Source organism: Paenibacillus glycanilyticus, assembly GCF_030161375.1.
In the GTDB taxonomy this organism is placed as follows: Bacteria; Bacillota; Bacilli; order Paenibacillales; family Paenibacillaceae; genus Pristimantibacillus; species Pristimantibacillus glycanilyticus_B.
The window spans coordinates 107467-131683 of the sequence record NZ_BSSQ01000014.1; the positions used below are offsets into that span (position 1 = coordinate 107467).

The 24217-nt window shown below is 48.6% G+C and carries 22 protein-coding genes and 1 pseudogene; 1 reads left to right on the forward strand and 22 read right to left on the reverse strand.

The window, feature by feature from the left end:
* The first annotated feature begins 271 nt into the window (after window positions 1-271).
* The gene (gene serA, locus QQK89_RS16875) at window positions 272-1864 is read left to right on the forward strand and encodes a phosphoglycerate dehydrogenase (RefSeq protein ID WP_284239808.1); all 1593 of its coding nucleotides are present in this window, start codon (window positions 272-274) and stop codon (window positions 1862-1864) included.
* Between the two features lie 194 nt (window positions 1865-2058).
* Here the strand turns inward: serA and QQK89_RS16880 are convergent, their stop codons facing one another.
* The 22 genes and pseudogenes from QQK89_RS16880 to ribH form a co-directional block, all read right to left on the reverse strand.
* The gene (locus QQK89_RS16880) at window positions 2059-2727 is read right to left on the reverse strand and encodes a hypothetical protein (RefSeq protein WP_284239809.1); all 669 of its coding nucleotides are present in this window, start codon (window positions 2725-2727) and stop codon (window positions 2059-2061) included.
* 40 nt (window positions 2728-2767) lie between these two features.
* Window positions 2768-4099, reverse strand: a complete 1332-nt coding sequence (locus QQK89_RS16885) for an arsenic transporter (RefSeq protein ID WP_284239810.1) — start codon at window positions 4097-4099, stop codon at window positions 2768-2770.
* A 332-nt stretch (window positions 4100-4431) separates the two neighbouring features.
* Complete coding sequence (locus QQK89_RS16890; RefSeq protein WP_284239811.1) at window positions 4432-5037, reverse strand: hypothetical protein; 606 nt, start codon at window positions 5035-5037, stop codon at window positions 4432-4434.
* Window positions 5038-5081: 44 nt separating this feature from the next.
* Window positions 5082-5564: a DinB family protein gene (locus QQK89_RS16895; protein WP_284239812.1), complete on the reverse strand. Its 483-nt coding sequence runs from the start codon at window positions 5562-5564 to the stop codon at window positions 5082-5084.
* Window positions 5565-5932: 368 nt separating this feature from the next.
* A pseudogene (thrS, locus tag QQK89_RS16900) lies at window positions 5933-7847 on the reverse strand (threonine--tRNA ligase).
* Window positions 7848-8858: 1011 nt separating this feature from the next.
* Window positions 8859-10319: an ATP-binding protein gene (locus tag QQK89_RS16905; RefSeq protein ID WP_284239813.1), complete on the reverse strand. Its 1461-nt coding sequence runs from the start codon at window positions 10317-10319 to the stop codon at window positions 8859-8861.
* Entirely contained in the window at window positions 10319-11035 is a 717-nt protein-coding gene (locus QQK89_RS16910) for a response regulator transcription factor (protein WP_015843966.1), read from the reverse strand. The genes QQK89_RS16905 and QQK89_RS16910 overlap by 1 nt, the downstream gene beginning before the upstream one ends.
* 35 nt (window positions 11036-11070) lie before the next feature.
* Window positions 11071-12330 (reverse strand): cytochrome c biogenesis protein CcsA, encoded by a 1260-nt coding sequence (gene ccsA / locus QQK89_RS16915; RefSeq protein ID WP_284239814.1) that lies wholly within the window; start codon window positions 12328-12330, stop codon window positions 11071-11073.
* Entirely contained in the window at window positions 12327-13994 is a 1668-nt protein-coding gene (gene resB / locus QQK89_RS16920) for a cytochrome c biogenesis protein ResB (protein WP_284239815.1), read from the reverse strand. The genes ccsA and resB overlap by 4 nt, the downstream gene beginning before the upstream one ends.
* Window positions 13995-14024: 30 nt before the next feature.
* On the reverse strand, window positions 14025-14552 hold the full coding sequence (locus QQK89_RS16925; protein ID WP_284239816.1) for a redoxin domain-containing protein: 528 nt from the start codon (window positions 14550-14552) through the stop codon (window positions 14025-14027).
* A gap of 91 nt (window positions 14553-14643) precedes the next feature.
* Window positions 14644-15387 carry a pseudouridine synthase gene (locus tag QQK89_RS16930; RefSeq protein WP_284239817.1) on the reverse strand — a complete coding sequence of 248 codons (744 nt, stop codon included), beginning with the start codon at window positions 15385-15387 and terminating at the stop codon, window positions 14644-14646.
* A gap of 54 nt (window positions 15388-15441) precedes the next feature.
* Window positions 15442-15975, reverse strand: a complete 534-nt coding sequence (locus QQK89_RS16935) for a spore maturation protein (RefSeq protein ID WP_284239818.1) — start codon at window positions 15973-15975, stop codon at window positions 15442-15444.
* On the reverse strand, window positions 15968-16660 hold the full coding sequence (locus QQK89_RS16940; protein WP_284239819.1) for a nucleoside recognition domain-containing protein: 693 nt from the start codon (window positions 16658-16660) through the stop codon (window positions 15968-15970). The genes QQK89_RS16935 and QQK89_RS16940 overlap by 8 nt, the downstream gene beginning before the upstream one ends.
* 69 nt (window positions 16661-16729) lie before the next feature.
* Window positions 16730-17854, reverse strand: a complete 1125-nt coding sequence (locus QQK89_RS16945; protein ID WP_284240194.1) for a D-alanyl-D-alanine carboxypeptidase family protein — start codon at window positions 17852-17854, stop codon at window positions 16730-16732.
* Window positions 17855-18097: 243 nt separating this feature from the next.
* Entirely contained in the window at window positions 18098-18565 is a 468-nt protein-coding gene (gene ytfJ, locus QQK89_RS16950) for a GerW family sporulation protein (protein ID WP_284239820.1), read from the reverse strand.
* Between the two features lie 129 nt (window positions 18566-18694).
* Window positions 18695-19384, reverse strand: a complete 690-nt coding sequence (locus QQK89_RS16955) for a DUF2953 domain-containing protein (RefSeq protein WP_284239821.1) — start codon at window positions 19382-19384, stop codon at window positions 18695-18697.
* Window positions 19385-19496: 112 nt separating this feature from the next.
* On the reverse strand, window positions 19497-20336 hold the full coding sequence (locus tag QQK89_RS16960) for a MetQ/NlpA family ABC transporter substrate-binding protein (RefSeq protein WP_284239822.1): 840 nt from the start codon (window positions 20334-20336) through the stop codon (window positions 19497-19499).
* Window positions 20337-20382: 46 nt separating this feature from the next.
* Window positions 20383-21060 (reverse strand): methionine ABC transporter permease, encoded by a 678-nt coding sequence (locus QQK89_RS16965; RefSeq protein ID WP_284239823.1) that lies wholly within the window; start codon window positions 21058-21060, stop codon window positions 20383-20385.
* On the reverse strand, window positions 21057-22052 hold the full coding sequence (locus tag QQK89_RS16970; protein WP_284240195.1) for a methionine ABC transporter ATP-binding protein: 996 nt from the start codon (window positions 22050-22052) through the stop codon (window positions 21057-21059). The genes QQK89_RS16965 and QQK89_RS16970 overlap by 4 nt, the downstream gene beginning before the upstream one ends.
* A gap of 225 nt (window positions 22053-22277) precedes the next feature.
* Window positions 22278-22898, reverse strand: coding sequence for an SMC-Scp complex subunit ScpB (gene scpB / locus QQK89_RS16975; protein WP_284239824.1), 621 nt, complete (start codon window positions 22896-22898; stop codon window positions 22278-22280).
* Window positions 22867-23646 (reverse strand): segregation and condensation protein A, encoded by a 780-nt coding sequence (locus QQK89_RS16980; protein WP_284239825.1) that lies wholly within the window; start codon window positions 23644-23646, stop codon window positions 22867-22869. The genes scpB and QQK89_RS16980 overlap by 32 nt, the downstream gene beginning before the upstream one ends.
* A 78-nt stretch (window positions 23647-23724) precedes the next feature.
* Window positions 23725-24195 carry a 6,7-dimethyl-8-ribityllumazine synthase gene (ribH, locus tag QQK89_RS16985; protein WP_284239826.1) on the reverse strand — a complete coding sequence of 157 codons (471 nt, stop codon included), beginning with the start codon at window positions 24193-24195 and terminating at the stop codon, window positions 23725-23727.
* Window positions 24196-24217: the final 22 nt, after the last annotated feature.

The following is a 24217-nucleotide window of genomic DNA, read 5'->3' on the forward strand; positions in this document are numbered from 1 at the left end:
CACTACCTTGCTATAAAATAAGAACGGTTGTCCAACTAACATCAGACGTGACTTTTTTCACAAATGAAGGACAAATACCATTTTACGTTTGCCGCTTTCAAGACGAATTTCTCGTCCGGACGCTCACGTTTTAGGTGCCGGGACGAGGTTTTTTGTTTTAGCAACCATCTATTGAATATTAAATGGACGTGAAGTGCCGACATAATGGGCAGAGCGCTTGTTTTGCCCCCTATGTCGGCACTTCACAAAAATTTTAGGAGGCAATCTACATATGTTTAAAGTGTTAGTATCGGATCCCATCAGCGATCTGGGCATCCAACAGCTTGTAGACGCAGAAGATGTAGCAGTCGACAAAAAGCCTGGACTAAGCGAAGACGAATTGGTGAGCATTATTGGTGAATACGACGCCTTGCTCGTGCGCAGCCAAACACGCGTTACACCTCGCATCATGGAAGCAGGCAAGCAGCTCAAAGTTGTTGGCCGTGCCGGCGTAGGCGTAGACAATATCGATCTTGAAGCAGCAACACAACGCGGTATCATCGTTATCAATGCACCAGACGGCAATACGATTACAACATGCGAGCATACTTTCGCGATGATGATGGCCGTTGCGCGCCACATCCCGCAAGCTTACCTGAAAACCGTTAACGGCGTTTGGGACCGTAAATCGTTCCTTGGCGTAGAGCTTCGCAACAAAACGCTTGGCGTACTTGGCATGGGCCGGATCGGCAGCGAAGTAGCAAAACGCGCAAAAGCATTTGGCATGGACATTATGGGTTATGACCCGTTCATGACGGAAGAACGCGCAGAAAAGCTTGGCGTTAAGCTGGCATCTGTCGATGAAATCATCCGCCATGCGGACTTTATGACTGTTCATACTCCGCTGACTCCGGAAACTCGCCATATGATCGGCAAAAAGCAATTCGAAGTTATGAAGCCTGGCATGCGCATTGTCAACTGTGCGCGCGGCGGCATCATCGACGAGCTTGCTCTTGTTGAAGCCATTGACGCAGGTATCGTAGCTGGCGCGGCATTTGACGTATTTGAGGTTGAACCTCCACAAGAGGATCATCCGTTCCTAACGCATCCAAAAATCATCGTAACACCGCATCTTGGCGCTTCCACGGTTGAAGCACAAGAAAACGTTGCGATCGACGTATCGGAACAAGTGCTGCACATTCTTCGCAACGAGCCTTTCAGCAATGCGGTTAACATGCCTCCTATTCCTGCTAACCTGCAAAGCAAGCTGCAGCCATACTACGCGCTGGGCGAAAAACTAGGCAGCCTGGTTGCGCAAATTACGGAAGGCGCCGTTCAAGAAATTACGGTTCGATACTCCGGCGAGCTTGCAGAGGTTGATACTCAGCCGCTGACTCGTTACATTGTAAAAGGCGTATTGTCCCATCATCTTGGTTCCGACCAAGTGAACGTCGTGAACTCGATGCATTTGGCAAAAGTACGCGACCTGAACATCGTTCAGCAAAAATCGCAAACGTCCAAAGACTTCACGAACCTGGTTACGGTCTCCCTTCGCACTAAGCAAGAAGAGCGTATCGTAGCAGGCACCCTGCTGACAGGTTACGGCGAACGCGTTGTTCAAATCGACAAGTTCCCTGTAGACGTGACGCCGGAAGGCAACCTGATCCTCATCTCGCATAACGACAAACCGGGCATCATCGGCCGCGTGGGTACGCTCCTTGGCAACAACGACGTAAACATCGCAACGATGCAAGTAGGCCGTCAGCTCGTTGGCGGTTCCGCGATTATGGTTCTGACGGTCGACAAGAACGCGGGCAAAGACATTCTGGAGCAATTGACTAGTCTGTCCGACCTGAATACAGCAAAAGAAATTACTTTGTTCTAAATAAAAGAAACGCCGATCATCGCGAGATGCTCGGCGTTTTTCTTTCTCTATAGGAGCCCATTTTAATTTAGCGGGGTATTGCGCAGTAAAAGACCCAAACTTACGGATTACCGCTCTCATAAACTAATGATGTGCATCTCGAGACCTTCCTGCCCGAAGGTCTTTTTTGCATTTATTCTCCAACATCTCATCACTCACTTTGGTACAAATAACGTTTTTATATGCGATAGAGGATACATTCCATTGTTCCCGCTTGCGTCGGTTAAGTCAACGATCCCGCTTCCCACAGCGTTAATAATGCCGATCTGCTCGGACGCGCTTCCGAAGTTAATGACAACCTTATTCCCCGATTCAAATGTGAACAGATCTTCAAATTTATTTACGCTTTCCAGATCTTTTGACATAGGAGTACGAACCGTTTCTGCGCTTTGGCCAAAAGGCATATAGTGGCTGGAGTATGGGATCAACCATTTCAAATGATTAAGGGACACAAATATTGTACGGTATACCGGTGATTGCAGAATGAGATAATCCGATTTGATCTCGCGTAAATAACCAGAGACCGGTTTGTGGCTGGATACGGAAATATCTACGAATAGATCGATTGCTTTTTGCAGCATCAGCCCTAATGGCTCCTCCTGTTCCATAAAGGAAATTCCATGGCTGTGGCTGTAATCTTCTTGGTTCGCTTTTGCATCCAATGTTACCCTATGAACATGGGACATCGGAATGTAGTAGTACTTTTGCTCGCGAAGAAGCACCACTAAGTCTATTCCGGCTGCAATTAACAAGCCATGCACTGGCGTTGTACCGGAAATCTCTACAATCACATTTTTGGAATAATAAGAAGCAAACTCGTTCAAATCAAATCCTCCCTCTATTATCCTTTCTTAGGATCTGGAATCAGAACAACCACGATACCCAGTAACTTAAGATGATTAACGTTACGATAACGGTAATGGGAATAACGATAATCGTCACCTTCAAATATTGGCCCCAGCTTATTTTCACGCCGCCTTTTCGGAGAATGTGCATCCACATGATTGTGGCAAGCGTTCCTATCGGTAGCAAAAGCGAGCCCATGTCGCTGCCGATTACACTCGCAAGGTAGGAGATTTTTAACGTAATCGGATCCAGTCCCATATTGGTTAACGTCAATGTCCCCACCATTAATGCAGGGTGATTGTTGAACAGATTGGACAAGACGCTAAGCAGCAGCCCCATCAGAACGCTAGCGTGCAATAAACTGCCGGCTACAAGCGGCTGCAAGAAATGAATAAGCCATTCCGTAAGCCCTAGATTCCGAAGGCCATAAATGATCACGTACATCCCAAAGGCAAAGATAAGGATATACCACGGGGTTTTCTTAATCATGTCTAATGGAGGTATCTTCAAATAAATCCAACGCCAGGCAAGCAAACAAGCAGAACCTATTACCGCCATCAAAGAAACGGGGAAATGGATATAGGATGCTAGAAATAAACTTACGCGTACGCAGAAAACGAAAATGAGGACATTGCGCATAAATTTATTGCTTCTTACTGCCGTTGTTTCTCCTTTAAGCGGGTGTCCGCCAGGCGTCAATCCCCATGACGGGACTGGTGGCAGCCTTTTGGGCAAAGTACGGTAGAACAGGAAAAACAGTAGAACGGATAGCAGCACAAGCCCGAGAGATGCGGGAACAAACATCATAGCCGTGTGCATATAGAGGTCCATGTGCACGATTTTGAGAGCTATCAGATTGACGATGTTGCTGACGCCGATGGGAGCGCTGGAAGCTGTTGCAATGAGCGCGCCAGAGAGGAGGTAAGGAATTTGCTGATGATTTTTAAGGCGCATGCTTTTGAGAAGCATCATTAAGATTGGCGTTGTAATTAGAATACTGCCATCGTTGTTTACAAATAGAGTCATAAGAAAACAAAATAAATTGGTCAGCCAGAATAATCGTATGCCCGAGCCTCTTGCTTTTCTAACTAATAGTTCAGCTGCCCATTGAAAAAATCCGAAGCTTTCTAATACGATTGCCATTACAATCGTTGCGATAATCGTAATAGCCGCACCGCTAATCGTCTCCGTTATAGATCCCAAGTCGGCAAATGTAACGGTGCCGGTTAGCAGGACGATGCATGCACCTATGGATGCGGGTATCGCTTCATTGACGTTTGGTTTCCAGAACATGAATCCAATCGTAAGGAAAAAAGTACAGATGGTGATTATAGCCATTAAATCATGCACGTGTTCTAACCTCTCTTCATGATGAACTTTCGAAGCTTTCTTCCAAATGAAGCAGAATTGTAAATTCAGCTATTTTCATAGATTCACTCCTTTCCAACTACCTGAAATGTTCAGCAATGTACTGTATTTATATGTGCATGACAAATGGCTCGTACTGGTCAATAACCCTAACTCTATGAAAACCATCTCGTGTCAGCCATTGATAGATATCCCTTAGTGATAGTTAGAGGGGAGCAAAATAATTTCCGCGTTTGCCCCTTATAAGCACAACAGACACAACGCAAAAAAGCCAAACATCATGAGATGTTCGGCTCTTATTTAAGCAAGACTATTTATTTATTCACGATAAATTTAATTTGCGTATTTAACCGGTATTTATCGCTTTCTTGATTATTTCCCGAGTCCCCTGTGTAAATCATAAAATCTGCCATGCCGGAAACGACGTACTCCCCTGAAGGCATCGTCCCCTTCCTACTCGCTTCCGTGAAAGCTTTCATGAAATCCACGTATTCCTTCGGATCTTGCGTTTCGTCGTAACCTCCGCCCCCTCTATAGAACTCCTTGAGGGGTACTCCTTTTTTTAAGGTTGTCACAATGAAAGGTTCATTCATCATGTACCCGATCTCATACCCTCTAGTCTCTTCTATCATAGGAAAATAAAACGGAGACGCAGAATGGGCGATTTGAATCTCATCTTGATCGCCAACATACTCTAATTCTGCATACAGGTTCACCTTCTCATCGCTCTCGTAAGCCTTCTTGTCCGACACGAGCCGGTACACGAAGTCGCCTTCTGTTACCTCGGCTTGTGCCGCAATGTCCTTGTTGGAAGTTGCAGGCTCAGGTTTCTCGCTTGAAGGCTCCGCATTCTTAGCCTCTCCACAGCCAGCCGCCGCCAAGGTTAGAACAACCATAGCCAGAATCATAACTTTTCGCATCTATTCCCCCCTTTCCCTACATTAAATTGACGTACCGATCCGCACTAAAGTTTCGGCTTGATGAGACCTTTGCCAATCAGATTGGCAGATACGGGCTTCTTGCCAAGTTCCCTTGACCAGACCGAAAGCTGGCCGATATGATGGATTTCATGAGCAATGACATGGCGCATAATCTCGCCCCAAGAGTGACCGGTAAACTTGCCGTCATTTTGCATGTCGTACAAAGGCAATGTTTCCATGCTCTCATCCCAGGACTGTACGAATTCTACGACTTCCTGCCGGAAGGAAGCATCAAGCTGCCGTACCTTCTCTAAACTTCTGTAACCATCAAAACTTTCCTGAAAATCAGGCTTCCCCTGCAAAGCGCGTATCCAGCTCCACTCCACGTCGGCGATATGAAACAACGTATGTAATATTCCTCCAACCCCTCCGGTTCGGACTCTCAGCAGCTCTTCTACCGGTATATCTTCGCACCAGCGGTACCATTCTTCTCTGACCAACCAGTTATATTGGAACATCGTTTTCATGCTTGATACTAACCCCCTTCTAAAATAATCGAACTATAAAAGACAGAAAAGCTAAAATAAACGCGCTAAACGGCAGTCCGAATACCACTACGACGAAAATAAACAATATAAGAAAAAAACAATTTTGAATTCTTTGCATACCCTACTCACTTCTTTTCAACTATTTAGAGTATAACATCGCCTAGAGCAATGTGTTTTCCCTACTTTTATTATAGTTGTATTCTCTAACTCGATAAGTTCTAACATTTGTAGAACCTTGTTAACGGACAGACCGGGCACAAGATTGTAGTAGTTTATAGATGCACAACAGCGGCGAACCAAGACCATAAACATAATCTTAGTTTGCCGCTGTTGTCATTTCATGCAATTCAGTGAGCTGATCGAAGTTCTTCCTTTAACTGAGCGATGAATAATTCCAAGCTCATAGCCCCAAGGTCACCTTCGCCCCGTTTGCGGATTGAGACGTTCCGGTCTTCTTTTTCACTTTCGCCGAGCACAAGCATATAAGGTGTCTTCTCCAGTTGCGCTTCACGAATTTTTATATCCAAGCTTCTCTTCCCGTACGTCTATATCCACTCGGATTCCAGCTTCAGCCAACTCTTTCTTCACTTGGTATGCATAGTCGTTGTAACGATTCGAAACGGGCAGAAGCTTCACCTGCACAGGCGCTAGCCAAAGGGGGAAAGCACCGGAATAGTGTTCGGTCAGAATACCTAGGAAACGATCGATCGAGCCATAGACAGCACGATGAATGACTACCGGGCGATGTTTCTGACTATCTTCACCGATATACGTGAGATCAAATTTCTCAGGCATTTGGAAATCCAACTGAATCGTTCCGCATTGCCAGCTCCGCTTTAGCGCATCGAGAATGTGAAAATCAATTTTAGGTCCATAAAAAGCTCCATCGCCTTCATTGATTCGATATGAGGCTCCCCGGTTGTCCAGAACATTCCGAAGTGCCTGTTCTGCTTGATCCCATAATTGTTCCGACCCCATCGAGTCTTCCGGTCTGGTTGAGAGTTCGATTCTGTACTCGAAACCAAACACGCTATAGATATGGTCGATAAGCTCCATAACCTTATTAATCTCATCTTCGATTTGCTCCGGCAAGACGAACAGATGAGCATCGTCCTGACAGAACGTGCGTACCCGCATCATCCCGCCTAGTGCACCGGAAAATTCATGGCGATGCACTTGGCCAAATTCCGCAAGACGAATTGGCAACTCTCGATAAGAACGAAGAGCATTCTTGAAAATCAACATATGGCCTGGACAGTTCATTGGTTTGAGAGCGAACTTCGTTTCATCCACATTTGTGAAATACATATTATCTTTATAATGATCCCAATGTCCTGATTGTTCCCATATTCGGTTATTCATCATAAGAGGTGTTCGCACTTCATCGTAACCGAGTTTCCGCTGAATATCCCGTGCAAAGTCTTCAAGTGCTGTGCGAATCGCCATTCCTTTCGGCAGATAGAATGGCATTCCCGGCGCTTCCTCAGAGAACATGAACAGTTCCAATTCTCTCCCCAGCTTGCGGTGGTCTCGCTTCTTAGCTTCCTCTAGCATATACAAATGTTCGTCAAGCTGGGTTTTACTCGGAAAAGCTGTTCCATAAATTCGCTGTAACATCTTATTATTCGAATCTCCGCGCCAATACGCCCCAGCCACATTGAGCAGCTTGAAAGCTTTAATTCGGCCTGTTGAAGGCAAATGCGGCCCACGACATAAATCTCGAAATTCACCTTGTTCATAGATCGTAATGATTGAATCCTCCGGGAATGTCCCAATCAATTCCAACTTCAGCGGTTCATCTTGTTCCTCAAATATACGTATCGCTTCTTCGCGGCTTACGACGTTCCGGGAGATGGAGAGGTTTTCCTGGATAATCTGTTGCATAGCTCTCTCGATAGCCTTTAAATCTTCGGTCGACAACGGCTTCTCCATATCGATATCGTAATAGAACCCATCTTCAATAACCGGCCCCATCCCTAGCTTCACAGCTTGCTGTCCATAGATTCGCGTAATAGCTTGTGCCATGATATGAGCCGTGCTGTGCCGGTAGACAATTAAACCATCCTTGTCAGACGGTGTTATGATCTCCAGGCAGCAATCATGGCTGATCGGTTGATTCAGATCAACTAATTTGCCGTCGATTTTTCCAGCTATCGCATTCTTTCTAAGTCCCGTTCCCAAAAAACCCGCCACTTGTTCAACGGTGGTTCCTTGTTGATACCTCCTAACTGTTCCATCTGGCAATTTTACTTCGATCTCCATGATTGTTGCCTCCATTTCTCAGTCATTTAAAAGTATTGAACGCAAAAAAACGCCTCTATCCCAGAAAGGGACGAGTGCGTTCAGCTCGTGGTTCCACCCTAATTCAACCTGCGACAAACTATTCCTGGTTTTACCAAAGATAGTTGTTGCAAGTCCTCATAAGTATCCGGTAACGGGGATCAGGCGGTGTCGCATACTTGCGTCATCCAAGAGGTCTGACGAGTTCAACGTCACGGCTACAAAGGGGTAATTTCAATCCGTTTCCTGAAGAAGCTCGCAGCGTATGCTTCTCTCTCTGGGCAGATCGTGAAAGAAATCATGTCTTTGGTCAGCGCCAATGGGATAATATTACATACATGTTCTCGATATGTCAAGAGTTCATGAGGCCAATGGTGGCTCGGATAATCGCATTTGAATCGGGTAAGGGGTAACGTGATTGAGGAGCATGAGCGTCCGCCTTTGCCGTGTCCATTGCCTACCTTAGCCAACCTCGATGAAAGGCAATGGACCGGCAACAGCGGCCGAAAGTACGTTACCCCGTCCCATGTTTTGTTTTGCTTTAGCTTTTATTTTTATTTTTGCTGTTGTTCTTTTTGCTTTTTGGTCTTGTCTTTGCCAAAAGCAAGGCCAGCATAGCGCGGCCTTCTCCTCCGCCGCACCACCAAGCATGGTGTGGCTTTGTCTTTTGGCCCATCAGCGCAGCGCTGCGGGCGAAGGTGGTGGCTCGGCGAGTGGGTTAGGGGTAACGTGATTGAGGAGCGTTAGCGCCCGCCTTTGTCGTGTCCATTGCCTACCTTAACCAACTTCAATGAAAGGCAATGGACCGGCAACAGCGGCCGAAAGCACGTTACCCCGTCCCACGAGCGCTCCGAGCCACCACCTGAGCCCCATCCAGCAAAGCCCCACAAGCATCCGCGCCAAACAACAAAAACCACACCATGTTCCACGAACAACAAGATTAATCCCCCTCATTCAACAAAAAAACGCTCCCCGAAGGGAGCGTAATGACAACTATTGATTCGATTCGACAGGCAGCAATAAAGTAAATGTCGTGCCTTTGCCGAGGACGCTGTCGACCTCGATGCGTCCATTATGCTGCGTAATAATATTTTTAACGATGGCTAGTCCTAATCCGGTACCGCCGGAGGCACCGCGCTTGCGGGCCTTGTCGGCCTTGTAGAACCGTTCGAAAATGTATGGTACATCTTCGCTTGGAATACCTTGGCCTTCATCGGCGATAATCAACTTCACGTAATTCATCTTGTTGATCGTCGCCAGCTGGCCGGCAATCTTAATCGATTTGCCCGCGGGCGTATGGCGGAGCGCGTTATCCATCAAATTCGTCAGTACCTGCTCGATTCGGTCTTCGTCGGCTTCCCTTACGGCAATTGGCGTATCCGGCAGATCGGCAATTAAACTGACGTCGCGTTCCTTGGCATAAACCTGGAACTTCCGGTGTACGCGGCGAATTACATTGCGAATATCGAATTCCTGGAGACTAAGCTCCACATGTCCGGCTTCCATCCGGGCCATATCAAGAAAGTCATTCACCAAGCGGCCCATCCGAAGGGATTCGTCGTAGATCACCTGGACAAGCTCTTTCCGCTCTTCCGGCGAAGCAACGATATCATCAAGCAGCGCTTCGCTGTAGCCTTGCAGCATGGAGAGCGGAGTCCGAATCTCATGGGAGACGTTCGCGACAAAATCCCGGCGAAGCTTCTCTAGCTTATGCTCTTCCGTGACGTTGCGGATAACGGCAACCGCACCGCGGACAACGCCGTCGGACTGCAGCGGAGCCATCACAACGGACCATACGTGGTTGCGGACTTGTACTTTATTCGTACAATCCCGACCTGCGGACATCACACGCTGGAACGTATCCCGTAAAGGACCGGGCACGCTATAGAACGGAGGAACGTCATCCTCATCCCAACCCATATCCATCTCAAGATCCGACCATCGGCTGACCAGCATATGTCCAGGAGGATTAGTCAAAATGACTTCTCCTTCGGCATCAAACGTAATAACGGCATCGCCCATGCTCCGCAAGATGCTCGACAAATGTTCTTTCTCATGATTCAAATCGTCAATGAGCGTCCCTAATTGTTCGGTCATATGGTTGAACGTTTGGGCCAGCTCGCCAATCTCGTCCGAAGACCTGATTTGAACTCTAGTCTTATAATTGCCGCCCGCGATCGAGTCCGCCGCTTTCTTCAACTGCAAGAGTGGCTGCTGAATGCGCGAAGACAAGAAAAAGGCAAAAAAGGTCGATAGCAAAAACCCTATAACAGCTACGACAATAAACAGCACTTTAATCTGATGCTGATAGTCCTTGAAGGCAATATCAATATATTGAAGGAGGAAGGTCCCGAGAATAACGAGGACAAGCGCGACGAGAAACATAATCGTCCACCATAACTTCCCCACAACCGTGTGCAGGGCAAAATTCCCCCAACGTTTGAGCAGCCTCATTACTTCGGCACCTCAAGCTTATAACCGACGCCCCACACCGTTGTAATCATCGACGCCGCGTCAGGCGATACCTTGTTTAATTTCTCGCGTAACCGTTTCACGTGCGTATCGACCGTCCTGAGATCGCCAAAGAACTCATAGTTCCATACATCTTTCAGCAATTCTTCGCGCGAGAACACTTTATCCGGCGATACCGCCAAATAATGAAGCAGTTCGTATTCTTTAGGAGTAAGGCTCACTTCTTGGCCTCCAGCCGATACGCGGTGCGCATCATGCTCAATGACCAGGTGAGGGAATACGATGTTGTTGCTCGAGTTCACTTCTTTTGTCAAAAAGGCTGTGGCGGAAGAACGGCGCAAAATCGCTTTTACCCGGTAGATGACTTCGCGCGGGCTAAACGGCTTCACGACATAATCGTCGGCGCCAACTTCAAACCCTTGCACGCGGTTCATCTCTTCCCCTTTGGCGGTCAGCATAATGACTGGCGTTGCTTTTACTTGACGCAAACGGGAGCACACCTCCACGCCGTCAATGCCAGGAAGCATGACGTCGAGCAGAATTAGCGCATAATCGGTTACCGTTGCCAGCCGAAGCGCCGTCTCACCGTCTTCCGCTTCATCGATCAAGTAGCCTTCCTTCTCCAGATACATTTTCAGCAAACGACGAATCCGTTCTTCGTCATCTACCACAAGAATACGGCTTGCATAGTCGGACATGCGGTGTTGCTCCTTTCAAAAATGATTGATTATTATTATACGCCTGCGTAGGAGTGTAAACCAGCGATGACGAGGTTAACCCCAACCAGGGTGAACAAAATGACGACGAAACCGATAACCGCAAGCCACGAGGACCGTTTGCCCTGCCAGCCTCGCGATAAACGGAAATGGAGATACGCGCTGTAGTACAGCCACGAAATAAGCGCCCATACTTCCTTCGGATCCCAACCCCAGAATCGGCCCCATGCGATATTGGCCCATATCATGGCGAAGATGAGTGCCCCTAACGTAAAGATAGGGAAACCAATGGCAATCGCCCGGTAACTGATCTCGTCCAGATCTTCCGGATCGATGTCACCCATCAGCGGATGGATAACGGCGCCGATCCGTTTGCGGAACAACAGACGAATGATGCCGTACAAGATAGAGCCCGCAATAACCGACCAGATGACCGTATTGAGCTTCCGTCCCGCATTAATCCCGTTCATCCAGCTTGGCGCCTCGAACAGCGGCTTGTCCATGCCGAGGAAGGAATCCATCTCGACAGCCTGGCTGTTATAAGGCTTAACGATTGGCGGCAACGTATATTTTGTGGTGTCTTCGGAAGAATGATCCACGCCTTTGCTGTCGATCGTTACTTTCTCCTGGTTAAAAGTAGCTTCGTACCCCGCCCCTCTGAAAATAAAGACGACAGCGATAAAACCGATAACGAGAACAATCGTATAAAGGGAGAATTCTACCCAAAACTGATCTCTTCTTGCTTCCTTTGACGTCTGCTTGAAATCTACCACGCGAATCAAATACATCATGCCTGCCGCAAAACCAACCGCAAAAAACGCTTCGCCAAGCGCGGCGGTCGTTACATGCACTTTCAGCCAGATGGAGCTGAGAGCCGGAATAAGCGGCTGTACTTCCTGCGGGAATACCGAAGCATAAGCAATGACCAAAACGACCAGCGGCAAGGAGAACATGCCAAGCAGCGGCTTTCGGTAGATGGCATAAACGACCGTAAAGGCGATCATAATAGCCATGCCGAGGAACGTGATGAATTCGTACATATTACTGGTCGGAATTTGACCGCTTCCAAACCAGCGGGTAAAGAAAAAGGTCAGATGAGCGATAAGTCCGAGCGTCGAAGTGACGAACGAGATTCGCGACCAGCGCTTTTCATGCTTTTCCGGGTCGCGGTTGCTCCATTTTTTGCCCGCGATCGTTACCACGTAGAACAAGAATGCAAAGCAATACAGGAAAAAGGCAACGATAAAAGCATCGCTGCTGAAATCGACATAACTCACGCGTTATTCCCTCCGTTATCAAGCGACTTAGGTTCTACGGCTATTCCGGACTTCCGGAGCGCGTAAGCCACGTCTGCTCTCATGCCATACCAGTTTTTGTTCGTATGAGCGCCAAGCGACAGCCGGCCGTCGTCAATGCGCAGCCATATGCGCCGGTGTTGCCAGTAAGAACCAAGCAGAAGGCCTAGCATGGAAATGGCCGCCCCATACCATACATAGGTCAGCGCTTTATCTTTGCGGACATTCAAATAAGTTGAAGCTTCGGCAAAGTGAACGTTATCCATGCCGTCGACTTTAATCTCGAGCTTGTCCGCGATTGAGGCATTCAGTTTGTCCTGATCAAACTTTTCCTTGTCCTTTTGCATCGGGAAATAGATATAAGGCTGTCCTTTTTCCGGCAAGCCTGGACCCGTGATCAAGAAAATAAAAGCCGGAGCGTTCGGATCACGGCTTAATGTCACCGGTTCCCCGTCTTCGCCAATGCCAAACTCCATATAATTGGCAGCTAACTTCATTTTGTACGGCCCAAGCGTATAATCCAAAGGCGCATCCTTCATCGGCAGTTCAAACGGACCATAAGACTCGCCAGTTTCTTTATTAACAAGCATCGGACTAACGCTCTTCAACTTAGGCGTTACGTCATAATCGAATTGGTAGAGCTTCAGGCCGTCATGCTTCAGCGGGTGATTGACTTCAATTTCCTGTTGTTTCACTTGCTGCAGAACAGGTTCGCCTGTTGCATCGTCACCGCAATTGTCCGTACATTTGTAAAGAATGGCATTGGTTTCGTATTTCTTGGCCCGAATCGTCCCTTGCAGTTCTGGCGGCAGCTCTTCGTCCTTGTAATATTCAACGGTGAACTTTTCGTTCTTCACGTAATAGTTCGTGCCTTCGATCGGAACCGTATCTCCGTCAGGAATGTTTACATAGCTGTCCATTTGCCAGCCGGGAAGGCTTCTGCCGAGAATAGCTAGCAGGAACAAAATGAGACCGATGTGATTAATATAAGGACCCCAACGGCTGAACCGGTTTTTCTCGGCGAGCAAGGCCGAACCGTCTGTATGTATTTTGTAACCCTTTTTCTTCAAATGGACGGAGAACTCTTTCACCCATTCGTCCGTATTTCCTTCCACTTGACCGGCATAAACCGTCTTTTGTCTTGTAATAAACCGCAGATGCTTGCGGATCTGCTGTTTGCTGAGCGCTCTGTACAGCGGCAGCACACGGTCCAGACTGCAAATGACCAGTGAAGTACCGATCATGACCAGCAGCGTAATGAACCACCAGGAATCATAGGTATGAGACAAGCCCAGCTTGTAATAAAGCTTGCCGGGCAGCCCATAGGTTTCCTCGTAATATACGGAAGGTTTGAAATTGTTCAGGAAGGAGCCTTCCTGAGGATAGATCGTGCCGAACATTGCCGTAACCAGCGTAATGACAATCAAATACACGGCGATCTTGACGGACGAGAAGAAATTCCAAATTTTATCAATCGGATTCGGATTGCTCTTCTGCGACCGCCGTGCAACCCCATCGTAGCGCATCTCAAGAGGGGCATCGTTCTCCATGTCTTCCATCAGCGGTTTGCCGCAGCTCTCGCACAGCACCGTGCCTACGGCGTTCTGATGCCCGCATTCGCATTTCGTGTTATGTAGCGCTAACACCGTGAAACCTCCTAGTATAGCAAGTCCTTCTTACTGAAGCAGTTGGTTAACGCGGGAATCAATATCCTTCTCGGTCATCCCGCCAACAAATACATCCGAAATCGTACCGTCGGGCTTAACGAAAAAGGTCGTCGGGTATGATTCCAATCCGTATTTGTGCTCCGTCTTCCGGTTCACGTCCCGCAATATCGGGTAACTGAGATCAAACCGGCGAACGAAATTGTTAACGGTCAACGTATCTTCGCTCAAATTGATCGCCAATATCTCGAGACCTGAATCCTTCCATTTCTCGAATTGGCGCTCAAACTCCGGCATCTCCTTCACGCATGGCGGACAAAAGCTACCCCAGAAGTTGATGACAACGGCCTTGCCTTTATAATCAGAAAGATTGTGCGTATTGCCCTGCAAATCAGCTAGCGTAAACTCGGGCGGTTGTTCCCCGATCTTCGGAATTCCTTCCTCTTTAGCGGCGAATAAGGTATTGCCAATGGCATATCCGCCAACTACCAGCACGGCAAGCAGAATGACAATTTGCACCGTTTTTCGATACTTGCCCATTCCCGTCCCATCACCTACATTTCACCATTGATGTCAGCTTTGAATACATCCATTATAACGAAAAATGGGCGGCAATAACCGCTGCCGCCGTTTACTTTTTATGAACTTTATGTGTCTTGCGCGCCTGGTCTCTAAGCTCTTTCACCTCAACGGGAGTCAGGTGTCTGAACTGTCCGCGGGCCAACGTCCGAAGTCCCAGTTCGCCGAATTTCACCCGTCTCAGCTTGAGCACCGGATGCTTGATCGCATCAAACATGCGGCGTACTTGGCGGTTGCGTCCTTCGTAGATTGTAATGCGGATCGTCGACATGTTTTTCTCTTCGTCGATATCCTGATACTCAAGCTCTGCCGGCGCTGTCATGCCGTCTTCCAGCATAACGCCCTTTTTCAGCTGATCCAAGAGAGATCCGTGCGGTACCCCTTTGACGGTTGCGTAGTAAGTCTTCGGTACGTGATGGCTCGGATGCGTGAGCAGATTGGCAAACTCTCCGTCATTCGTAAGAAGCAATAACCCTTCCGTATCGTAGTCCAGCCGTCCAACCGGATAGACGCGTTCTCTAATGCCGGGCAAAAAATCAGCCACCACTTTGCGCCCTTGCGGATCCTTGGCACTAGTGATGACACCTCTTGGTTTATTCAGCATTAAATAGATCTTTTTCTCGCTGCGGATCGGCTTGCCATTCACCGTAATCTCATCCGTTGCCGGATCCGCCTTTACTCCAAGCGTTGTCACTTTCTCGCCGTTTACCTCTACGGCACCGGAGAGAATAAGCTCCTCGCATTTTCGACGGGATGCGACGCCCGCTTGCGCTAATATTTTCTGTAAACGTTCCAATGCTTTCACCTCACCCTCCATCATAACGATATGAAGGAGAAAGCACAAGCGCGACTACTTGAATATGTACATGCAGATAAATATGGCAGCCAAAAATCCGACCAAATCCGAGAATAACCCGACTTTCAGCGCGTATCTGGTCTTACGGATGCCGATTGCGCCGAAATAAACGGTCAGCACATACAGCGTGGTATCCGTGCTGCCTTGAATCGTGGAAGCAATTCTTCCGATCAGGGAATCGGGTCCATGCGTGGCGATAAGATCAGCCGTGAAAGCGAGCGATCCCGCGCCGGTCAGCGGCCTCAGTATGCCAAGCGGCAGCACCTCGGTCGGAATGCTCAGCAGGTCAAATAATGGCCGAACGGCTCCCAGCATCAAATCCATTGCCCCTGAAGCCCGGAACATGCTGATCGCCACCATCATGCCAACCAACGCGGGAATTATATTGATAGCGGTGCCAAAGCCGTCTTTGGCGCCTTCAATAAACGTTTCATAAACGGGTACTTTGCGAAATGCGGCGTACAAAGGAATAAATACGATAATTGCGGGAATAAGCCAAGCGGATACGCGAGTGAAAAGCTCAAACAACCTCCCCACCTCCTCCATTCCTTAGAGCGGAAGATGCCGATATTGGAGGATCCGTGGCCTTGCTGATTGGAATTGCTTTATTTGGAGTGCGTGTTTTGCTTGGAGGCGGCGCCGACTTCCTGCGGTACCATCGGTCTGCGAGAATAGCAGCGCCCGTCGCGACAAACGTAGCGGCAAGCGTTGTACCGACGATCTCCGCAGGATTAGCCGAGCCGTAATTCATTCGAATGGCGATCAACGTTGTTGGAACAAGGGTAATGCTTGAAGTATTCAGCGCGAGCAGCGTACACATTGCCGGCGTTGCCGTTGTTTGGTCGGGATTAAGCTTCTGCAGCTCTTGCATCGCCTTGATCCCCATTGGCGTAGCCGCATTGCCAAGCCCAAACAGGTTAGCGCTTAAATTGCTCATGATATACCCCATTGCCGGATGATTGGGCGGTACGTCAGGAAATAGGCGCCGTACGATTGGACTAAGCAACTTGGCCAATTTCTTCAAAATCCCGGCATCCTCGGCGATACGCATCATTCCCAGCCAAAACACCATAATGCTGATCAATCCGAAGCTTATGGTGACACCGGATTTGGCCCCGTCAAACGCTGCTTGCGTGACGGCGTCAATCCGGCCGTTTATAGCCCCGACTACTACACTAACGACAATAAAAAACAACCATATCCAGTTCACCATAATTGGCTTACCTCCCCCGATTAGCCAAATGTTTGCGCTGCGCCAACTAGCGGAGCAGCATACGTTCATCTAAAACAAAGAATCTAAAACAGAAGTTACCGAATGCAGGAAACTTTCGCGGTTACGGGCTGCCCGCTTGAAATCAAGCCATGCGGCATCCGACATCGGCTGGCGTTCCGGCAAGCTAATTCTGGCGCCTCCGATATCGTATACCGGTATGGAGCCAATCTTTTGATCGTTCAAATACCATTCCAGCGCACCGCGTTCCCCAAGCTTGTAATTCATTGTAGCCATATCCAGAACTACGAGACGGGATTGCAAGCTGCCCCGTTCTTCTTCCGTCAGCGGATAATAAAACGCATGGCCTACCGCGTAAGGATAACCGGCTAGCGTTTGTCCTTTGCTCGCTACTTCCACTAGCGGATAGTTTCTAAAACCCCAGTCCAGCATGTTGCGGTGATCGATCCAATCGTCGCGGTCGTTTAATGTTACAGCGGCGATCTGTTGACCGTCTCTAGTCGCAGAGCTGACCAGACAACGGAGCGCTTTTTTGGTATAGCCGGTTTTAACCCCGTCGGCGCCTTCGTACATGGCTAACATTTTATTTTTATTGGTCCAGCTGTACTGCCATTGTTCATGCGGATTTGGAACGCTCTTCACCTTCGTGCTGACGATCTCGGCGAATACCGGATTCCGAAGGGCATAGGCCGTTAGTTTGGCAAGATCGTTCGCTGACGAATAATGCCCTTCGGCATCAAGGCCATGCGGATTTTTGAATTGACTGTGGGTAAGACCCAGCATTTCCGCCTTTTCGTTCATGAGATGAACAAACCCTTCCTCCGATCCGCCAACATGCTCTGCGATTGCCGTTGCCGCATCATTGCCCGATCGAAGCATAAGCCCGTACAGCATATTGAGCAATGTCATTTCCTCATTAAGCTGTAAATAGATCGAAGAACCTTCCTTGCCGACGGCACGGTTGCTCGTTTTCACTTTGTCCGACAGTTTGCCGTGCTCTATAGCTACAATGGCCGTCATTATTTTCGTCAGGCTAGCAATCCGCATGGATTGGTCGCCATTTTCGCTGTACAGCAATCTCCCCGACTTGACGTCAATCAGCGCCGAAGCATTTGCGCTTGTATGATACGGCTTAGGCGCCGCATGCGCGGGAGCGACAAAGCTTGTCCCCCAAATCAAACTTGCTGTCCATATTCCGATTCCTATGCGGCGAAGCTGTCTACCTATCACGCTTTATAATGCTCCTTTCCTATCGTCAGCCCTCACCTTGTACAGTATATGCTTACGATGGGCAAATTAAGACATGCCTTCCCTCGAGAAATGAGAAAACCTCTAGCGAGGTCCCTCGGGAGTGAGCGACCGCGTTTAGAGGCGAGTGTTATTGCTGAAATTAATTTACATTCGTAATTGGCCGCTTATTTAAATAAGCGTATCGTTGCCAGCTATATAGTCGCTGCTGCTTGCGCCTGTACCCGACTTGAACATCGATTGGACCTTATCGAATACTTGCGGAGCCGAGTCGATAATCCGTTCCATCAGATGGGTTTGGTTATCGAGCGGTACGATCTTGACGCCATGCGTGCCGACTACGAGAAACGCGATTGGAGTAATCGATACGCCGCCGCCGCTGCCGCCGCCAAACGGTTCGGCAATGCTGGCATTGTGATGGTTGCTTCCGTCGGACGGCGAAGAATGCTGATGCGATGAAGCGTCAAACCGGATATCGCTACCGCCCGCCACGAAACCGAAGCCAACCTTTGAGATCGGCATAATGATGCTGCCGTCCGGCGTTTGGACTGGATCGCCTACAATGGTATTGACGTCAACCATCTCTTTAATATTTTCCATCGCTGTCTGCATGAGGCCTTGAATCGGATGTTCTGGCATTGTGGACTCCTCCTGAAGTTAAATTGTGTTTGTGCGTTATGGATGAGGACTCGCCTACACTTTTGCTATTCTGCTCATCCCGGTAGCGGACTATGTATGGAACCAATCGTCAAACATATCCTTTGAGCCTTAAGCCTTGAATAACACGGCATGCCAGGCTTGTACGCCTTCCTTCGCTTTCTTAAGCCGGAATAGAAGCTTCAAACCTGCCATTATGGCGCTTCCTAACCCGATTTTGGCTATGCAGGACCATTCGGTTGTAAAACAAGTCCGGGCATAAACGGGCTGCACGTTCACGCGGGGTTCTGCTTGCAGCTTGACGAATTGGGATAACACGCCCAAGGTCGTCGTTTTGACGGACCATAACAGCCCCGTGGCCATTGCCGTCCACATCGCATCGCCAGTACCAACGGAACTGGACCACTTCCACTCCTCCAGCTTCACCTTGGCTAACGTCGCTTTTGCCCATTTCGATAAGTTATGGGTTAATGCGGCTGCGCGCTTATATTTTTCGATCCCGGCCATCACGCGATTCGTATCGATTTCATCTTTTTTTTCATTGTTGCTGCTCATTCCAATGCTAGTCCCCATTAAATGCTCTTGCAGACGGATCGCCTTGCCGCTGAAATCAATCGAACGGATCTTAAGCTTGTAGCGCAATAAACCAAAGACCGCTTTGAATTTAATTTCGATATCGTCATTGTCGCCGTCACGCTTCATTTGACCTTGAATGACAACCGGAGAGACCAAGGTTATGAACAGGAAAAGCACAATAAGGAGACCGGCTGCTAGTACCCAGAAATAAGGATGACCGATCATTCCATGCTTCCTCCAAGTTTACGAGATTAGGTTATTTCTAGTATGGCTTGGCAAATGGATTTCATGCAAAAAAAGCCCTCGGGATACGGATCCCGAGGGCTTTGCAAACGGATTATTTAAATGCGGGCACGATTGCGCCTTTATAGGTATCTTCGATGAATTTCTTCACATCCGGGGATTGAAGAGCTTCAGCCAAAGCCTGGATTGCTTCGGAATCCTTGTTGTCTGGACGAGATACGAGGATATTCACGTAAGGAGAGTCGCTGCCTTCGATGAACAGAGCATCCTTTGTCGGAACAAGATCGGCTTCAAGCGCGAAGTTAGAATTGATCAGGTCAAGATCCACTTCACCGAGAACGCGCGGTAGCGTAGCCGCTTCAACTTCCGTAATTTTCAGGTTCTTCGGATTTTCTGTAATGTCATGCACGGTAGCTGCAACGCCAACGCCATCCTTCAGCGTGATAAGCTTGTTAGCGGCAAGCAATTGCAAGGCGCGTCCGCCATTCGTAGCGTCGTTCGGGATAGCCACTTTAGCGCCGTCTTTTAATTCATCAATGCTTTTGATTTTTTTCGAATAAGCGCCCATTGGCTCCAAATGAACACCTGCTACGTTAACAAGGTCATAGCCATGTTCTTTATTGAAATCATCAAGATAAGGGACATGCTGGAAGAAGTTTGCGTCCAATCGCTTTTCATGTAACTGCGTATTGGGTTGAACGTAATCGTTGAATTCAACAACCTCAAGATTAATGCCCTTTTCTTTCAAAGCTGGTTTAATGTAATTAAGAATTTCAGCGTGAGGCACCGGCGTAGCGCCAACCTTCAACGTCACTTCTTTTACTTCGTTGTTGCCGTTGCTTGCCGACGTATTGTTCTCGTCTTTCTTGGCGCCGCATGCGGATAATGCGAACACAAGCGAAAGAGCAAGCAGGATGTAACCAAATTTCTTCATTTCTCTATTCCTCCATCTTCTGTATGTTGCTTCTATGATGTCCACCTTACTTCCGGCTGAACCGGCGAACCAAGTGGTCGCCCGCCATCTGCAGGAGTTGAACCAAAACAATAAGCAGCGCAACCGTCACGATCATAACGCTGAGTTGGAACCGCTGATAACCGTAACGAAGCGCAAGGTCGCCCAAACCGCCGCCGCCGATCACGCCTGCCATTGCCGTATATGATACCAGCGTAACGGCCGTGATCGTAATACCCGCAATTAGACTCGGTCTTGCTTCGAGAAGCAGCACGCGTCTTACGATATCCCATCTGGAAGCCCCCATTGCCTGCGCGGCTTCGATAACGCCTTTGTCCACTTCGCGCAGCGAAGTTTCAACCAACCGGGCGAAAAACGGCGCAGCCGCCACAACAAGCGGCGGAATAGTGCCTTGAACGCCAAGCGTCGTGCCCATCAGCACTTTCGTAAATGGCATGATCAGAATCATCAAAATAACAAACGGCACGGACCGCAAAATGTTAACCACGAGCGATAAGAACCAGTATACAGCAGGTTGCTCGAGAAGCTGTTTACGCGAAGTCAAGAATAGAATGATCCCGATCAACAGACCCAGAATGACGGTAAACAACAAAGAAGCCCCCATCATGGTCAACGTATCCTTGGTCGCCGGCCAAATATCCTCCCAGCGAACATCGCTCCAGTCAATGTTTTGTTTCAGCATCATTTCAGATCACCTACTTCCAGCCCTTTCGCCCGAAGTTCGGCGAGCACTGTGTCGATCTCTTGATCGTTGCCGATAAATTCGATGACGAGCTGACCGTATGGCGTATTTTTCATGCGGGAGACCGTCCCTTGCAATATCGTAAATTGCACAGAAGTCGACTTCACGGCGTTAAACAATAGCGGTTCATACGTAATCTCGCCAACATAGTTGATCTTGATCAGCCGGCCGCTTCTCGTATCGATCAGCTCGCGCGGATCAAAGGAATCGGCGATCTGGCTGACAAAATCCTTCGTGATGGAATGCTGCGGCTTCAGGAATACATCCAGCACATCGCCCATCTCGACGATATCGCCTCCGTCAATAACGGCCACGCGGTCACAGATCGCGCGGATCACATGCATCTCATGCGTAATCAGCAGAATCGTAATGCCTAGCTTCTGATTGATATCGAGAAGGAGCGACAAAATCGCGTTAGTCGTTTGCGGGTCAAGCGCCGAAGTGGCTTCATCGCAGAGCAGCACATCCGGGTTATTCGCAAGCGCTCTTGCGATTCCGACGCGCTGTTTCTGGCCGCCGGACAGTTGTGCCGGGTATTTATCCGCATGCTGTTCCAGTCCAACCAGCTTCAGCAGCTCGTCCACGCGTTCTTTGACCGCGGTCTTTGGCATCTTCGCCAGTTCCAGCGGAAACGCAATATTATCGCGGACGGTTGCCATCGAGAGCAAATTGAAATGCTGGAATATCATGCCGATTCTGCGCCGTTCCTTCTGCAGCTGCGTCGTTGATAACTTGGTCAGCTCCACGTCGCCTACCTTAACTACTCCCGATGTCGGGCGTTCAAGCAAATTGACGCAACGGAGCAATGTGCTTTTGCCGGCGCCGGAATGTCCGATAATGCCGAATATTTCACCTTTGTTAATGGTCAGGCTTATATTTTTTACAGCTTCTACGCTGTTTCCGTAAGTTTTTCTTATGTCCAGAAGCTCTATCAGTGGTATTACCTCCTGCTATCCATCGTATCCCATTGATGCTAGAATCCCCTGATCGGGCAGGTTCATCCTACAACTTAAAAAACAACAAACGCCATTATACCTAACTTTGTGCGTTATTGTCACTAGATAATAAAGTAAAAAAAGTCCGTTACCCCAAACAAGAAGGGAATAACGGACCAAACGTTCACGGTTTCGACTTTTTTGCAGGCTAACTCAGCAGTCTAATTATTCCTTGTCTTCAGGCAACGGAATAAACTCGTCGATTGTCGTTTGGCGCTCGCCCATGCGTTCGAACAGCATTTGCGTCTGTTCTTCCAGCGCCTCGTCGATATCAACTTGTCTAGGTTCCGGCAAAGCTTTGATGTTGGGCAATCCGAAATAATCCAAAAATGATTTCGTAGTTCCGTACAATATCGGTCTGCCGATCGCTTCTGCCCGCCCGACTTCCTCGATTAAATCCTTGGACACAAGCGATTGAATCGCGCGGTCGCTCTTCACACCCCGAATCTCCTCTATATCGATCCGGGTAATGGGCTGACGGTACGCGACGATCGCCAATGTCTCCAAAGCAGCCTGCGACAATTGGGAACGGGTAGGCGTATACGCCATGCGCTCGAAGTACAGGGCATGATCCGGATTTGTTGTCATCCGGTACGCCCCGGCGACTTCCGCCACTTGCACCCCTCGCTGCTCCCGTGCCAAGTCACGGTGTAAATCATAGACCAGATCTGCCGCCAAATCGGCGTCAAGCTCCAATATATCGGCAAGCTGACGTTTGTTCAGCCCTTCGTCTCCGGCCATAAATAACAAACCTTCAATAATTGTCTTCAACTTCGGGTAATCCATTGTTCGCCGCTTCTCCTCTCCAATGAATGACGATGTCATCAAACAGCTGATGCTGGAAGCAGCGAATATGTTTCATCTTCATCAGTTCCAGAATAGCAAGGAAAGTAACGACAACCTCATGTTTGTTCATGTTCTCCCGGATCAGGCGGGAGAACCGAACGGTCTCAAACTGCTTCAGAACTTCAACAATGTCCCGGATCCGGTCCTTGACGGAAATTTCATCCCTCTGCACCGTTGCTACTATGTTTCGGCGCGCCGCTCTGCGCAGCGCCCGCTGGAAGGCGGCGATCAGGTCAGAGACATGAAGACCCTCGAGCGGATTGACGAACTCTTCTTTCATGTATGGCGTCATATCATCCGGCTCCCGGGAATACACAAGACTGCGTTCTGTTTCCTTCTCCCGAAGCTGTTCTGCAATTTGCTTGAATTTACGGTATTCGACCAGCTTCTGAATAAGCTCGTCCCTCGGATCAAGGCCGTCATCCGGCCATTCTTCATAGAAGTCCTCAAACACGGGAGGTTTCGGCAGAAGCTGCTTGCTCTTGATGGCGAGCAAAGTTGCCGCCATGACAAGAAACTCGCTCGTGAGCTCCAGCTCGAGCTCTTTCATCGCGTTTAAGTAATCCATATATTGATCCGTTATTTCACTAATCGAAACCTCATGGATGTCGATCTCTGACTTATCGATAAGATGAAGCAGCAAATCGAGCGGTCCTTCAAAGGATTCCAACTTGTAATGCATCGTCACTTCTTTACGATCCCCCTGCCATATGCAAACGGCTGACGTCCTATCAACAAGTGACGCAGCATAATTTGAGCTAGTACTCTAATTATGCAGTAATTTCGACAAATTTGCCATCTCTATTGCAGAAACAGCCGCCTCATAACCTTTGTTCCCTGCTTTTGTACCCGCGCGTTCAATCGCTTGCTCAATGGAATCTACCGTCAACACGCCAAAAATCGTCGGCACGCCGGTCTTTAGAGCGATTGCGGCTACCCCTTTGGCTGCTTCGTTACATACGTAATCAAAGTGTGGAGTTGATCCCCGGATAACGGCGCCAAGCGTAATTACGGCATCGTATTTGCCGCTTTCGGCCATTTTTTGCGCGATAAGAGGAATTTCGAAAGCGCCCGGCACCCAAGCGATATCTACGTCTCCGTCGTTTGCTCCGTGGCGTTTGAAGCCATCAAGCGCGCCGCCAAGCAATTTACCCGAGATAAATTCATTAAACCGTCCAACTACAACCCCAAATCGAAGTCCTTCCGATACAACACTTGCTTCAAATACGTTTGGCATAATTAAATCCTCCTAGTGTTTT

Bases quoted from the DNA above. Each gene is read 5' to 3' on its own strand.
- serA (WP_284239808.1), top strand. From the start codon at position 272: ATGTTTAAAGTGTTAGTATCGGATCCCATCAGCGATCTGGGCATCCAA.
- QQK89_RS16890 (WP_284239811.1), bottom strand. From the start codon at position 5,037: ATGCGAAAAGTTATGATTCTGGCTATGGTTGTTCTAACCTTGGCGGCG.
- QQK89_RS16895 (WP_284239812.1), bottom strand. From the start codon at position 5,564: ATGAAAACGATGTTCCAATATAACTGGTTGGTCAGAGAAGAATGGTAC.
- QQK89_RS16905 (WP_284239813.1), bottom strand. From the start codon at position 10,319: ATGAGGCTGCTCAAACGTTGGGGGAATTTTGCCCTGCACACGGTTGTG.
- QQK89_RS16910 (WP_015843966.1), bottom strand. From the start codon at position 11,035: ATGTCCGACTATGCAAGCCGTATTCTTGTGGTAGATGACGAAGAACGG.
- QQK89_RS16925 (WP_284239816.1), bottom strand. From the start codon at position 14,552: ATGGGCAAGTATCGAAAAACGGTGCAAATTGTCATTCTGCTTGCCGTG.
- QQK89_RS16940 (WP_284239819.1), bottom strand. From the start codon at position 16,660: ATGGTGAACTGGATATGGTTGTTTTTTATTGTCGTTAGTGTAGTAGTC.
- ytfJ (WP_284239820.1), bottom strand. From the start codon at position 18,565: ATGCCAGAACATCCGATTCAAGGCCTCATGCAGACAGCGATGGAAAAT.
- QQK89_RS16955 (WP_284239821.1), bottom strand. From the start codon at position 19,384: ATGATCGGTCATCCTTATTTCTGGGTACTAGCAGCCGGTCTCCTTATT.
- QQK89_RS16960 (WP_284239822.1), bottom strand. From the start codon at position 20,336: ATGAAGAAATTTGGTTACATCCTGCTTGCTCTTTCGCTTGTGTTCGCA.
- QQK89_RS16965 (WP_284239823.1), bottom strand. From the start codon at position 21,060: ATGATGCTGAAACAAAACATTGACTGGAGCGATGTTCGCTGGGAGGAT.
- scpB (WP_284239824.1), bottom strand. From the start codon at position 22,898: ATGGATTACCCGAAGTTGAAGACAATTATTGAAGGTTTGTTATTTATG.
- ribH (WP_284239826.1), bottom strand. From the start codon at position 24,195: ATGCCAAACGTATTTGAAGCAAGTGTTGTATCGGAAGGACTTCGATTT.